Annotated in this window: 12 protein-coding genes and 1 tRNA gene; 8 read left to right on the plus strand and 5 right to left on the minus strand. The window is 67.0% G+C overall.

The features are described 5' to 3' along the window. Positions 1-6: 6 nt before the first annotated feature. A complete protein-coding gene (locus tag C8J25_RS09490; protein WP_107954204.1) occupies positions 7-1,221 on the plus strand; it encodes a UbiH/UbiF/VisC/COQ6 family ubiquinone biosynthesis hydroxylase in 1,215 nt (404 codons plus the stop codon). Positions 1,222-1,362: 141 nt separating this feature from the next. Here the strand turns inward: C8J25_RS09490 and C8J25_RS09495 are convergent, their stop codons facing one another. Further along, positions 1,363-2,097 carry a uracil-DNA glycosylase gene (locus C8J25_RS09495; RefSeq protein WP_107954205.1) on the minus strand — a complete coding sequence of 245 codons (735 nt, stop codon included), beginning with the start codon at positions 2,095-2,097 and terminating at the stop codon, positions 1,363-1,365. A 22-nt stretch (positions 2,098-2,119) separates the two neighbouring features. On the opposite strand from C8J25_RS09495, the gene folK reads away from it, so the two are divergent. The 3 genes from folK to C8J25_RS09510 all read left to right on the plus strand — a co-directional run bounded on the left by folK (position 2,120) and on the right by C8J25_RS09510 (position 3,439). Continuing rightward, positions 2,120-2,629, plus strand: a complete 510-nt coding sequence (gene folK, locus C8J25_RS09500; RefSeq protein WP_107954206.1) for a 2-amino-4-hydroxy-6-hydroxymethyldihydropteridine diphosphokinase — start codon at positions 2,120-2,122, stop codon at positions 2,627-2,629. Between the two features lie 21 nt (positions 2,630-2,650). Next, a tRNA-Lys gene (locus C8J25_RS09505) sits at positions 2,651-2,726 on the plus strand. Between the two features lie 245 nt (positions 2,727-2,971). Further along, entirely contained in the window at positions 2,972-3,439 is a 468-nt protein-coding gene (locus C8J25_RS09510; RefSeq protein ID WP_146173322.1) for a phosphatase PAP2 family protein, read from the plus strand. On the opposite strand, the gene galE is transcribed toward C8J25_RS09510, so the two are convergent. Continuing rightward, positions 3,436-4,434: a UDP-glucose 4-epimerase GalE gene (gene galE, locus C8J25_RS09515; protein WP_107954208.1), complete on the minus strand. Its 999-nt coding sequence runs from the start codon at positions 4,432-4,434 to the stop codon at positions 3,436-3,438. The two genes, C8J25_RS09510 and galE, sit on opposite strands and share 4 nt — an antisense overlap. Before the next feature lie 59 nt (positions 4,435-4,493). Here galE and msrA point away from each other — a divergent pair, with 59 nt between their 5' ends. After that, positions 4,494-5,036, plus strand: coding sequence for a peptide-methionine (S)-S-oxide reductase MsrA (gene msrA, locus C8J25_RS09520; protein ID WP_107954209.1), 543 nt, complete (start codon positions 4,494-4,496; stop codon positions 5,034-5,036). Between the two features lie 96 nt (positions 5,037-5,132). On the opposite strand, the gene C8J25_RS09525 is transcribed toward msrA, so the two are convergent. Then, positions 5,133-6,152 carry an L-threonylcarbamoyladenylate synthase gene (locus C8J25_RS09525; RefSeq protein WP_107954210.1) on the minus strand — a complete coding sequence of 340 codons (1,020 nt, stop codon included), beginning with the start codon at positions 6,150-6,152 and terminating at the stop codon, positions 5,133-5,135. Between the two features lie 46 nt (positions 6,153-6,198). On the opposite strand from C8J25_RS09525, the gene C8J25_RS09530 reads away from it, so the two are divergent. Beyond that, positions 6,199-7,911, plus strand: coding sequence for an acyl-CoA dehydrogenase family protein (locus tag C8J25_RS09530; protein ID WP_107954211.1), 1,713 nt, complete (start codon positions 6,199-6,201; stop codon positions 7,909-7,911). A 639-nt stretch (positions 7,912-8,550) separates the two neighbouring features. Continuing rightward, positions 8,551-9,366, plus strand: coding sequence for an arylamine N-acetyltransferase family protein (locus tag C8J25_RS09535; RefSeq protein ID WP_107954212.1), 816 nt, complete (start codon positions 8,551-8,553; stop codon positions 9,364-9,366). A 223-nt stretch (positions 9,367-9,589) separates the two neighbouring features. Here the strand turns inward: C8J25_RS09535 and C8J25_RS09540 are convergent, their stop codons facing one another. Both C8J25_RS09540 and C8J25_RS09545 read right to left on the minus strand, forming a co-directional pair. After that, positions 9,590-9,946: a GntR family transcriptional regulator gene (locus C8J25_RS09540; protein ID WP_056053547.1), complete on the minus strand. Its 357-nt coding sequence runs from the start codon at positions 9,944-9,946 to the stop codon at positions 9,590-9,592. Positions 9,947-9,983: 37 nt separating this feature from the next. After that, positions 9,984-10,559, minus strand: coding sequence for a nitroreductase family protein (locus C8J25_RS09545; protein ID WP_056487718.1), 576 nt, complete (start codon positions 10,557-10,559; stop codon positions 9,984-9,986). 117 nt (positions 10,560-10,676) lie between these two features. Here C8J25_RS09545 and C8J25_RS09550 point away from each other — a divergent pair, with 117 nt between their 5' ends. Next, entirely contained in the window at positions 10,677-12,470 is a 1,794-nt protein-coding gene (locus C8J25_RS09550; RefSeq protein ID WP_107954213.1) for a peptide MFS transporter, read from the plus strand. The last annotated feature ends 3 nt before the right edge of the window (positions 12,471-12,473 follow it).

Below are 12,473 nucleotides of genomic sequence, written 5' to 3' on the forward strand. Positions count from 1 at the left end.
GCGACCATGGACACAGATGTAATCATCCTCGGTGGCGGGCTGGTCGGCGCGACGCTCGCCGTGGCGCTCGACGTGCACGGCATCTCGACGATCGTGATCGACCCCGCCGACCCCGCGGTGACGCTGGCGCCCGGCTTCGACGGCCGTGCGTCGGCGGTGGCAAGCGCGAGCCACCGCATGCTCGACGCGATCGGCATCGGCGCGACGCTGGCGGGGCAGGGCTGTGCGATCCGCCAGATTCGCGTCAGCGATGGGCTGGAACCGGGTGCGCTCGATTTCGTCCCCGCCGCAGACGATGGCGCGCTCGGCACGATGTACGAGAACAAGCTGCTCCGCCGCACGCTGTTCGACGCCGCAACTGCTGCGCCGCATGTCGATCTCCGCATGCAGACGCGTGCGACGTCGGTCGACCGTGCCGAATCGGGCGTCACCGCCACGCTGGACTCGGGCGACGTCATTCGCGCGCCGCTGCTGATCGCCGCGGAGGGCCGCAACTCGCCGACGCGCGAAGCTGCGGGGATCACGATCGCGCGCTGGTCGTACGAGCACACCGCGATCATCGCCGCGTTCCACCACGAACGCTCGCACGAGGATGTCGCGTACGAGATCTTCTACGCAAGCGGCCCGTTCGCGCTGCTTCCGCTGCCCGATGACGCCGACGGTCACCGCTCGGCGATCGTCTGGACGGTCGACTCGAAGAACGCGCCCGGCATGCTCAAGCTCGGCGACCGCGCGTTCCTCGCCGAAGCCGAAAAGAACATGGGCGGCTTCCTCGGCAAGCTGTCGATGGCCACCCCGCGGTCGAGCTACCCGCTCGGCTTCCACCACGCCGCGCGCATTACCGACACGCGGCTCGCGCTCGTCGGCGACGCCGGCCACGGCATCCACCCGATCGCCGGGCAGGGTCTCAACCTGGGCTTCCGCGACGTCGCGACGCTCGCCGAGGTACTGGTCGAGGGCAAGCGGCTCGGCCTCGATCTCGGCGACGCGGCACTGCTCGCGCGCTACCAGCGCTGGCGCGGGCTCGACACGTTCATGACCGCCGCCGCCACCGACACGCTCACCCGCCTGTTCGGCCTCCCCGGCAAGACTGCCAGCGCCGTCCGCCGGTTCGGCATCAGCGCCGTCAACGCGATCCCGCCGCTCAAGGACCGCTTCATGGCCGAAGCACGCGGTGAATCGGGTGACCTGCCGAAGCTGTTGCAGGGGCTCAAGATCTGAGACGGACGATCTGCCGCTGATCAGCGGCGGCGCTCTGTCACGACGATCTCACCAATTGGACCCCGGCCTCCACCGGAAAAATGCGTCTGTTCTACCGCGAGAGGCACTGACCGTATTGGGGGCCGGAGTCCGGTGAGCGTTTCAAACCGCCCCACGTAACTCCAGCGCCCGCGCAAACACCGCGTCGAACATTTCCGCCGTCAGCACACCGGTATTCACGTTGTAGCGCGAGCAGTGGAAGCTATCGATCAGGATGCGGCCGTCGGGCATCACATGCTCCGCGCCGTGGGCAAAGCGCGCTTTCGGCAACCGACCGCCGAGCATCTTCACCGCCGACTGATGCGCGATATGCCCCAGCGCCACGAACACCCGCGCGGTCGGCACCGCATCCGCCTGCGTCTCGAGGAACGGCCGGCAGGTGCGGATTTCCTCCGGCGTCGGCTTGTTCTCGGGCGGCAGGCACTTCACCGCGTTGAGGATGATCGCGCCGTCGAGCGCCAGCCCGTCCTCGGCCTTCGCACCATATGTCCCGGTCGCAAGCCCGAACCGCCCGAGCGTCTCGTACAGGAACTGCCCCGCATAATCGCCGGTGAACGCGCGGCCCGTGCGGTTCGCGCCATGCTTGCCCGGCGCGAGGCCGATGATGCCGAGCCACGCCGCCGGATCGCCGAACGCCGGGACCGGCGCGTTCCACCAGGTCGGGAACTCGGTGCGCACCTGCTCGCGCACCGCGACGAGGCGAGGGCAGAGCGGGCAGTCATGCGGCGGCTCGGTCTCGGGTAGCGCGGAGACGGGCGCGAAGACCGTCGTGACGTCGACTTCGCCGGTGTCTTCGAGGGTTTCGGGAAGCTTGGAGGTGTAAGGTGTGGAATCCATGGGATTGCGCTAGGCGGACCAAATGTCGCCTGCAACCCCGCTCCCGCCGATCGCGCAGGCCGCGACCACCTACGCGATCGCGCTCGGCTCGAACCGACGCGGCCGTCACGGGAGCCCCGAACACGAGATCGCCGCCGCTTTGGAGACGCTCGGCACTGTCGTCGCACGATCGCCGACCGTAACTAGCGCACCATTAGGCCCCTCGAACCGCCGCTACGCCAACGCCGTCGCACTGATTGAGACGCCCGAAGACCCCGCCGCGCTGCTCGTCCGCCTCAAACGGATCGAGCGCGCGTTCGGCCGCCGCCCCGGCCGCCGCTGGGGAAGCCGCGTGATCGATCTCGACATCATCCTCTGGTCGGGCGGCGCGTGGTCGTCGCCCGGGCTCACCGTTCCCCACGCCGCGTTTCGCACCCGCAGCTTCGTCCTTGGCCCCCTCGCCAGCCTGATCCCGCAATGGCGCGATCCGCTGACCGGGCGAACGATCCGGCAATTGGCGCAATCGGTTGACCGAAAGCGGCCACGCGATTAGGTGCGCGGTCCACGATGGCGGGGGTCCGTAGCTCAGTTGGTAGAGCAAGCGACTTTTAATCGAGAGGTCCCGGGTTCGAGCCCCGGCGGACCCACCATCGATGCTTCGGGCGTTGCGCCGAGCAGGCGGCGGCATGTCCCGGCGATTCTCGCGGGCGCATCGGTCGCGGCGATCGGGCTAGCCCTCATCCTCCTTGTCGGTCTCGCGGTTGATCACTGGCCGTTCGCGTTCGACCGGTCGATCATCCTCGGCCTGCGCGCGTGGGGCGGGCCGTCATGGCTGCCCAAGGTCGCAGCCGACGTCACCGCGCTCGGCGGCGGTATCGTCCTGACGATCGTCGTGGTGGTCGCCGCCGGCCTGCTGATCGTCCAGCGCCTTTGGCTGACCGCCGCCGCCATGGTCGCGGCCAGCGTCACCGGCAATATCGTGGTCGAACTCGTCAAGCTGCAGGTCGCCCGCCCGCGTCCCGATATCGTCGCGCACCTCGTCACGGTCACGCATATGAGCTTCCCGAGCGGGCATTCCGCGAACAGCGCGATCGTCTATCTCACGCTCGCCGGCCTCGCCTCGCAGGTGACACGGGATCGCGCGACCCGAGCGTATCTGCTCGTCGTCGCGATCCTGCTGGTCGGCGCGATCGGCTGCAGCCGGGTGTATCTGGGCGTCCACTGGCCGAGCGACGTGCTGGCCGGGTGGAGCTTCGGCACGCTCTGGGCGCTCGCCTGGTGGCTCGCCACCGCTCGCGCGCGGCGAGCGATCGGCGGCGAGCGCCACGCGTTCGGCACCCCGCCCGCCGATCCGGCCTCCTAGCGACCTTTCTCGGCCAGCGCGCGCTCCCATGCCAGCGCGTCGCGGACGATCCGGTCGAGATCGGCATGGCGGGGCGTCCAGTCGAGCGTCTCGAGGATCGCGCGATTGTCCGAGATCAGCATCGCCGGATCCCCCGCGCGACGCCCTTCGAGGCGACGCTCGATCGTCCGGTTGGTAACCTTGTCGACCGCATCGAGCACCTCGAGCACTGAGAATCCCTTGCCATAACCCGCGTTGAGCGTGTGGCTCTTGGCAGGGTCCGCGACCAGGACTTCCAACGCGGCGACGTGCGCGGCGGCCAGGTCGGTCACGTGGATGTAATCGCGCACACCGGTGCCGTCGGGCGTGGCGAAATCCGTGCCGTAAACGCCTACCGCGTCGCGCTTGCCGGTCGCGGCCTCGACCGCGATCTTGATCAGGTGCGTGGCACCGACCGTCGACTGGCCGCTGCGCCCCTGCGGATCGGCGCCGGCGACGTTGAAGTAGCGCAATGCCGCATAGTTCATCGGATGCGCCGCGGCGACGTCGCGCAGCATTGCCTCGGTCATCAGCTTGGACATGCCATACGGGTTGATCGGCACGGTCGGATCGCCCTCCGCGACGGGTACCTTCTCGGGCGTGCCATAGGTCGCGGCGGTCGACGAGAAGATGAAATGGGCCACGCCCTCGACGACCGCGCTCTCGATCAGCGCACGGCTGGCGGCGGTGTTGTTGCGGTAATATTTGAGCGGGTCGCTAACCGATTCGGGGACCACCACCGAGCCCGCGAAATGCATGATCGCCTTGACGTTGTGCTCGCGGATCGCCGCGCGGACCTTCGCATCGTCGGCGACGTTCGCCTCGACGAGTGCGGCGCGCGGATCGACCGCCCAGTCGAACCCGGTGACCAGATTGTCGAGCACGACGACGTCATACCCCGCATCGAGCAACGCCAGCACCGCGTGGCTGCCGATATAGCCGGCCCCGCCAGTCACCATAACCTTACCGTCAATCACGCGCGTCTCCTCTTTGTTGCGGGGTAGCGACTTCCTACATTGGCGGAAAGGAGATCGTTATGACGGATTATGTAACGCTGGCCGGCGGCTGCTTCTGGTGCACCGAGGCTGTGTTCAAGGATGTGATCGGGGTCGGGTCGGCCGAGAGCGGGTATATCGGCGGGCATGTGCCCAACCCGACCTACAAGCAGGTCTGCGGCGGCGACACCGGCCATGCCGAGGCGATCCGGATCGGTTTCGACCCGGAGCAGCTGAAGCTCGGCGACCTGCTCGACATCTTCTTCGCGACGCACGACGCGACGACGCTGAACCGGCAGGGCAACGACGTGGGGACGCAGTACCGCTCGGCGATGTTTCCCGCGGACGACGCGCAGAAGGCCGAGATGGAAGCGGCACTGGAGCGCGCGCAGGCGGATTCGCCCAAGCCGATCGTCACCACCATTGAGCCGATGGACACGTGGTACGAGGCCGAGGGCTATCACCAGGATTACTGGGAAACCTCGGGCCGCTCGAACCCATATTGCATGGCGGTGATCCCGCCCAAGCTGCAGAAGCTCCGCAAGAGCTTCGCCGCGCGGTCGAAGGCGGCGGTGAACGCGTAAGATCGAACCAATGCTGTTCCCCCGCGGAAGCGGGGGCCCAGCTAAATACCGCCGTCCGACCTGACTCCTGGACCCCTGCGTGCGCAGGGGAACGGACTATCGATGTGCGGCGCGGCGAAGGCGGTCGTTGATCGCTTCGCCGATGCCGTCGAATGGGATCGGCGCGATCGCGATCTTTGAGCGATCGTTTGCGTCCGCTGCATGGAGCAGGTCGAACAACCTCGCCGCGGCTTCGACAAGGTTTCCAGACGCGGAGAGCGACACGTCGCCTGCCACATCGCCGAAACCAATCAGCCACTCATCAGACCCTGTCTCGAACGCATTCAGCCTGAGCAACTTGCTTGGCGCATAATGGCTCTCAAGCTGCCCCGGCGCCGTCACCCCACTCTCAATCCCCCCCGGCGAAGGCCGGGGCCCAATTGGGGGACGGTCATGACGCAGGTCTTGCCCGGTTACATCCGACGTTCCAATTGGGCCCCGGCCTCCGCCGGGGGGGTGCTCTAAGTACTGCCGGATAGCCTCCGCCGTAACCGGCCCCGGCCGCAGCACCGTCCGCCCCGCCACGATCGTCGACTCCAATCCCGCCTCGGTAGCCCCATCGTCGAGGATCAACGGTACGTTCCCCCCCAAGCTTCCCGCGACATGCGCGGCGGTAGTCGGACTGATCCCCCCGCTCGCATTGGCCGAAGGCGCCGCCAACGGCCGCCCCGACGCCGCGATCAACCCCTGCATAGCCCGATGCCGAGGCACCCGTATCGCGACCGTATCCAACCCCGCCGTCACCAGCGAAGCGATCCCCGAATCCCCCCGCACCGGCAGCACCAACGTCAGCGGCCCCGGCCAGAACGCCTCGGCCAACGCCCGAGCATCCGCATCGAACACAGCAATACGCTCAGCCGCCGCCAGATCTGCCACATGCACGATCAGAGGATTGAAACTCGGCCGCCCCTTCGCGGCATAAATCCGCGCCACGGCCTCCGCATTGGTCGCGTCCGCCGCCAGCCCATACACCGTCTCGGTCGGCACCGCGACGATCCCCCCGTCGCGAATCAGTGCGGCGGCTTCGGCGATTGCGGCCGTGCCGTAGGGTAAAATCCGAGGGTGTGGACGGGTCATTCCACAGGCGTATAGCGGGTCCAAACCGTAGCGATAAGAGGATGCGATGGCCTTCACTCCAGCAACCACCGAACAGCGTTTCGTGCTCGACCATGTCGTGCGGATCGGCGAGATCGCCGCGACCGAACGCTATGCCGCCGCCAGCGACGACGTCGTCGACGCGGTCCTCGAAGGCGTCGGCCAGTTGGCGTCGGGCGAATGGGCGCCGCTCAACCGCACCGGCGACACCGTCGGCGCAAAATGGACTCCGGACGGCGTCGTCATGCCCGACGGCTTCGCGCAGGCGTACAAGGATTATGTCGAGGGCGGCTGGGGCGGAATCGGCGTCGAGGAAGAATGGGGCGGCCAGGGCCTTCCGTTCGCGATCCAGACCGCGGTGCTCGACACATTGGGCTCGGCCAACATGGGTTTCGCGCTGTGCCCGACGCTGACCGTCGGCGCGATCGAGGCGCTCCAGCATCACGGCAGCCCCGAGCAGCAGGCGCTGTACCTCCCCCATCTCGCGACCGGCGAGTGGACCGGTACGATGAACCTTACCGAGCCGCAGGCGGGCTCCGACGTCGGCGCGTTGCGCGCGACCGCGACGCCGCTCGGTGACGGCAAGTGGTCGATCAAGGGCACCAAGATCTACATCTCGTTCGGCGATCACGACATGGCGCCGAACATCGTTCACCTCGTCCTCGCGCGGACGCCGGGCGCACCGGCAGGCACGAAGGGCATCTCGCTGTTCCTCGTCCCCAAGTTTCGCCTTCAGGAAGACGGCACGCCGGGCGACTTCAACGACGTCCGCGTCGTCTCGATCGAGCACAAGATGGGCCTCCACGCCTCGCCCACCTGCGTGCTGAGCTTCGGCGACAACGACGACTGCATCGGCGAGCTGATCGGCGCGGAACTCGGCGGCATCCGCGCCATGTTCACGATGATGAACAACGCGCGGTTGAACGTCGGCCTCCAGGGCGTTCAGGTCGCCGAGGGCGCGACGCAGGGCGCGGTCGCCTATGCGCTCGACCGCGTGCAGTCCGCCCGCGCCGGCTCGCCGAACAAGGACTCGGTCAAGATCGTCGAGCATCCCGACGTCCGCCGCATGCTGATGCGGATGAAGGCGCAGACGCAGGCGGCGCGCGCGCTCGTCTACTACGCGGCCGGGCAGGTCGACCGCGCCAATCTCGGCGACCACGCCGCGCGCAACCGGCTCGAGCTCGTCACGCCGCTCGCCAAGGCGCACGGCACCGATCTCGGCAACGAAGTCGCCTCGCTCGGTATCCAGGTCCACGGCGGCATGGGCTATGTCGAGGAAACCGGCGCCGCGCAGTATTTCCGCGATGCCCGCATCACGCCGATCTACGAGGGCACCAACGGCATCCAGGCGGCGGACCTCGTCGGGCGGAAACTCGGCCTCGACAATGGCGGCGCGTTCGCCACGCTGATCGCCGACATCCGTGCGGAAGCGAAGGACGATCGGCTCTTGGCACTGGTCGACGCGTGCGAAGCGATCGGGCGTAAGCTCGCCACCGCGGACGCCGACGACAAGCTGGCGGCGAGCTACCCCTTCCTCACCATGTTGTCGGTCGCGACCTGTGGCTGGTTGATGGAGCGGCAGGGCGGGGTCGCCGGCAGCGACGACTTCGGCCGGATGAAGACCGCGGCGGTGCGTTTCTACCTCGACCAGATCGTCCCCGAGGCGATGGGGTTGAATGCGGCCGCGAACGCCAGCGCAGCGGTGCTCTACTCGATCGAAGCGGACCTGTTCGCGGCCTGATCGAACGCGACATCGTCGTTCGCCCCTCCCCGGCGGAGGCCGGGGTCCAATTGGGGGACGGCCGTGATCCGCGCGGTGCTCGGTTACTTCCGACGTTCCAATTGGGCCCCGGCCTCCGCCGGGGAGGTAGCTAGTGGGAAGGCGGTACAGGCTGTCGCGGAGTGGCACCCAGGCCGCCTCGATCCTCCCCCGCAAGGGGGAGGTGGCACCGAAGGTGACGGAGGGGGAGGACACGCAACGGCGGTAAACCCTTACCGCCCCCTCCGTCCGGCAAGCGCCAGCCGCCTCCCCCTTGCGGGGGAGGATCGCGAGGGACGCTACTGGTCGTGACAGCGCCAAACCACGCCGTCATGCAGGGCTCGTTCCGGCATCCACCGTTCCACAGATCCGGGGGAAATGAGAACGCGGAACGGTGGTCCCCGGAACAAGCCCGGGGCGACGGAGCGAGCAGGGGTGGCACCCCATATCCCGTTCGCCCTGAGCGTAGTCGAAGGGTATGCCCAACGCGCAGCTGCTTCGACTTCGCTCGGCACGAACGGGGGAGGGGGGCTGCACCACATGCAACATCCGGTGCCCAGCACTCGACGTCCCTGCGCAACGAACGGTAAGGGAGGGCGGAAATCTCTGAAAGCCTGACCGATGTTCGACCTCGAAGCCTATCTCCTCCGTGTCGCCATGCCCGCGCGGCCCACGCTCGACTCGATCGGCCTCGGCCGCCTGCAACACGCGCACCGTCTTTCGATCCCGTTCGAGGATCTCGACGTCGTCCTCGGCCGCGGCATCGCGATCGACAGCACATCGGTCTTCGCCAAGCTCGTCACCGCACGGCGCGGCGGCTATTGCTTCGAGCACAACCGGCTGTTCCTGGATGCGCTCAAAGAACTCGGTTTCACCGCACGCCCGTTGCTGGCCCGCGTCTGGATCGCCGCCACCGACGTACCGCCGCTCACGCACACCTTCGCGCTGGTGACGATCGATGGCCAGGACTGGATCGCCGACACCGGCTTCGGCGGCAGCTACACGCCCGTCCTCCCGCTCGCCGACGGCGCCGAGGCGACCGCTCCCGATGGCGCCCGCTTCCGGCTGGAAGCGACCGAACAAGGCTGGATGCTGCTCCGCGACGGCGATCCGATGACCACCGATGGTCGCGGCGAAACGGGAGGATTCCAGCCGCAATACAGCTTCACGCTCGCGCAAGTGTTCGATGCGGACTTGGCAATGTCTAACCACTGGACCTCGACCGCGCCGTCCAGTCGATTCACCCACACCCCGATCGCCAGCATCGTCCTCCCGAACGGCTTCGCGTCGCTGATCGGCCGCAACTACCGCCGGCGCTCGGGCACCGACACGACGGTCGGCGAGATCACGGACCCGCGCGTGTATCGCATCCGCATGAGCCTGTTGTTCGGGATCGACCTGAGCGTCGAGGACGTCGCGGCGCTGGGGTTATTCTGAAGCAGCACCCCGCTTCCGTTCGTGCTGAGTAGCGACCGAGTAGCTGCGTCAGCAACGTATCGAGGGCGCGTATCGAAGCATGGGTTCCCCGCGCCAACCTGTCCTTCGATACGTCCTCTCGATACGCTCCGTTGGAGCTACTCGATGACTACTCAGGACGAACGGGACAGGGTGCAGACAAACGCAAGGGGCAGGGGAGGCGAAGGAAATCGCTCGCAGCGGCTCAGGCCCGCTCGCGCTCCAAAAGATCATGCGCATCCAACCCCAGCAGGTCGATATGCCCCAGGATCCGCGGCCACTGCGTCGTCACGAAATTCTCGCGCTCCGCCACCCGCAAAGCCTCCGCCGCACCCGGCATCACGAACATTCCGACCCCGCGTCGGACCTCGACATAGCCGTCGTCCTGAAAGCTCTGATACGCCTTGGCGACCGTCAGCGGGTTCGCCCCCTGCTCAGCGGCGAACGCGCGCACCGACGGCAATTGGTCCCCTGCACGATAGTCGCCGCGCAAAATACCCGCAGCGATCGTGCTGCGAAGGCGGATATATACGGGGCTGTCGTCGCTGCTGAGCGCTGTCATGCTGTTCTAATACAGCAATCTGGCGGAAAGTCGAGGCTTAGGATTCCCAATGGCTTACGAGCCGTGCCATATCCGGGCGAGGCCGTTCGTCGAGCGCGCGCGACGGCGTGCCGATGAACATGAACCCCGCGATCCGCTCCGCCGCCGTCCCGAACGCATCGCGCACCAGGTCCGAATAGGCTGGCCACCCCGTCAGCCAGCCCCCCGCAAACCCCTCCGCATGCACCGCATGAAGCAGGTTCATGCACGCCGCCCCCGCCGAAAGCTCCTGTTCCCAAAGCGGAATCTTGCTCTCCTTCGGCGACGACAGCACGACCACCAGCGTCGGCGCTTGGTGCGCGAACTGGTCGAGCGACTCGAGTTCGGTCCGCGACGCAGAAGGCCGCTCCGCGAGATACGCATCCGTGATCAACGTCGACAGAGCGGCGCGGTGCTCGTCTCCCACGACCACGAACCGCCACGGCGCGAGCTTGCCGTGGTCGGGCGTCCGCGCCGCGATCTCCAGGATCGTCGCCAGCTGGTAGGAATCGGGGCCGGGCGCGATCAGGTCGCGCGGCTTGCCCGAGCGGCGGGTGGCGAGCAGCGAGAGCGGCGTGGAGCGGTCGTTGAGCATGTCCCGCAAGATAAGCCCTGATGTGCGATATTTACAGGCCGAGCTTTGCCGCTAGGTTGCGCGCCATAACGGCCCCGCGTTCGACGGCGGCCAAGACGAGTATCAGGGAGCGTAAGAATGGTGGACACCCCGACCGCGGATACCCCGCGAGAGCCGGACATCACCCATATCAACCCGGCGTCCGGCGAAACCTGGTTCGGGCATCCCCGCCAGCTCGCGCGGCTGTTCACCACCGAAGCGTGGGAGCGGTTCGGCTATTACGGCATGCGCGCGCTGCTCACGCTGTACCTTACCAAGCATTTCGTGTTCGGCGACCGCGAGGCGACCGGGCTCTACGGCGGCTACACCGCGCTGGTGTATCTGACGCCGCTGGTCGGCGGCTATCTCGCGGACCAATATCTCGGTTCCAAGCGCGCGGTGAAGTTCGGCGCGATCATCATGGCGCTCGGCTATCTGCTGCTCTGCTTCGGCGGCGAGACTGCCAAGCCCTACGCGACGATCGCCAACCAGCGCTACGCGATCGAAGTCGTCGACCAGGCCGACAGCGAAGTCCGCTATCTCGTCGACGGCGCGAACAAGCTGAAGATCAAGGGTAACGACGACGGTACCGTCTCGCTGCTCGCGCCCGACGGCTCGACCGCGCGCACGGTCGAGAAGGGCGGCTTCGAATCCGGCGCCGAACGCAGCAGCTTCTACGTCACGATCATGCTGCTCGCGCTCTGCATGATCTCGGTCGGCAACGGCTTCTTCAAGCCCAACATCTCGACGATGGTCGGCGAACTCTACGCACAGGGCGACAAGCGCCGCGATGCCGGGTTCACGATCTTCTACATGGGGATCAACCTCGGCTCGCTGTTTTCGCAGCTGCTCTGTCCGTTCCTCGCGGTCGCGGTCGGCTGGTGGGCAGGCTTCGGCCTCGCCGCGATCGGCATGCTCGCGTCGTGGACGCTGATCCAGTTCGATGGCGGCAAGCTCGACGGCTACGGCGAGCCCCCGGTTCGCACCGGTCCCGATCGTGCGCTCGGCATCTATGCGCTCGCGCTGCTCGGTATCCCGATCTTCTACCTGCTGTTTGTCAACCTCATGAACGCGGTGCCGCCGGTGCCGGGCTCCGGGATCGTCGGCTACATCGCCTCGCTGTCGCTGATGGGCAAATTGCTGTTCGGCACGTTCCTGATCGCGGTGCCCGGCATCCTGATCTGGTCGTTCATCAACGGCGAGCGTCGCGAGTTCCAGATGATGCTCGCGGCGATGGTGCTGATCGTGTTCAACGTCGTGTTCTGGACGCTGTTCGAGCAGGCTGGGTCGAGCCTCACGCTGTTCGCGGATCGCAACACCGACCTCAGCGTGTTCGGCCTTTTCAGCATCTCGGCCGGCCAGACGCAGTTCTTCAACGCGTTCTTCATCGTCGCGCTCGCGCCGGTGATGTCGATCCTGTGGACCAAGCTCGCCGCCAAGGGCCTGGAGCCGTCGATCCCCGTCAAGTTCGGCATCGCGCTGATCGGCGTCGGCGTCGGCTTCCTGTTCCTCGTCTGGGGCGCAAGCATGGTCGGGCCTTCGTTCAAGGTCGCGATCTGGTGGCTCGCCGGGCTGTATTTCATCCACTCGTTCGCCGAGCTCTGCATCTCGCCGGTCGGTCTCAGCATGATCACCAAGCTGTCGATCGCGCGCGTCGTCGGTCTGATGATGGGCGTGTGGTTCCTGTCGATCTCGGTCGCGCAGTATGTCGCCGGCGTGGTCGCGCAGGTGGCGAGCGTCGAGACGGTCGGCGGGCAGGTGACCAATTTGAAGGTCAGCCTGGATACCTATGCCGGCGTGTTCTGGACCATCGGTCTGGTCTCGGCCGGCATCGGCGTCGTGCTGCTGCTGATCTCGCCACTGATCAAGAAGTGGATGCACGGCGTTCAGTGAGTA

It is taken from the genome of Sphingomonas faeni (genome assembly GCF_003053745.1).
GTDB classification, from domain to species: domain Bacteria; phylum Pseudomonadota; class Alphaproteobacteria; order Sphingomonadales; family Sphingomonadaceae; genus Sphingomonas; species Sphingomonas faeni.

Coding starts and splice junctions, on each gene's coding strand:
- C8J25_RS09490 (WP_107954204.1), top strand. CDS start 7: ATGGACACAGATGTAATCATCCTCGGTGGCGGGCTGGTCGGCGCGACG.
- C8J25_RS09495 (WP_107954205.1), bottom strand. CDS start 2,097: ATGGATTCCACACCTTACACCTCCAAGCTTCCCGAAACCCTCGAAGAC.
- folK (WP_107954206.1), top strand. CDS start 2,120: ATGTCGCCTGCAACCCCGCTCCCGCCGATCGCGCAGGCCGCGACCACC.
- msrA (WP_107954209.1), top strand. CDS start 4,494: ATGACGGATTATGTAACGCTGGCCGGCGGCTGCTTCTGGTGCACCGAG.
- C8J25_RS09525 (WP_107954210.1), bottom strand. CDS start 6,152: ATGACCCGTCCACACCCTCGGATTTTACCCTACGGCACGGCCGCAATC.
- C8J25_RS09530 (WP_107954211.1), top strand. CDS start 6,199: ATGGCCTTCACTCCAGCAACCACCGAACAGCGTTTCGTGCTCGACCAT.
- C8J25_RS09535 (WP_107954212.1), top strand. CDS start 8,551: ATGTTCGACCTCGAAGCCTATCTCCTCCGTGTCGCCATGCCCGCGCGG.
- C8J25_RS09540 (WP_056053547.1), bottom strand. CDS start 9,946: ATGACAGCGCTCAGCAGCGACGACAGCCCCGTATATATCCGCCTTCGC.
- C8J25_RS09545 (WP_056487718.1), bottom strand. CDS start 10,559: ATGCTCAACGACCGCTCCACGCCGCTCTCGCTGCTCGCCACCCGCCGC.
- C8J25_RS09550 (WP_107954213.1), top strand. CDS start 10,677: ATGGTGGACACCCCGACCGCGGATACCCCGCGAGAGCCGGACATCACC.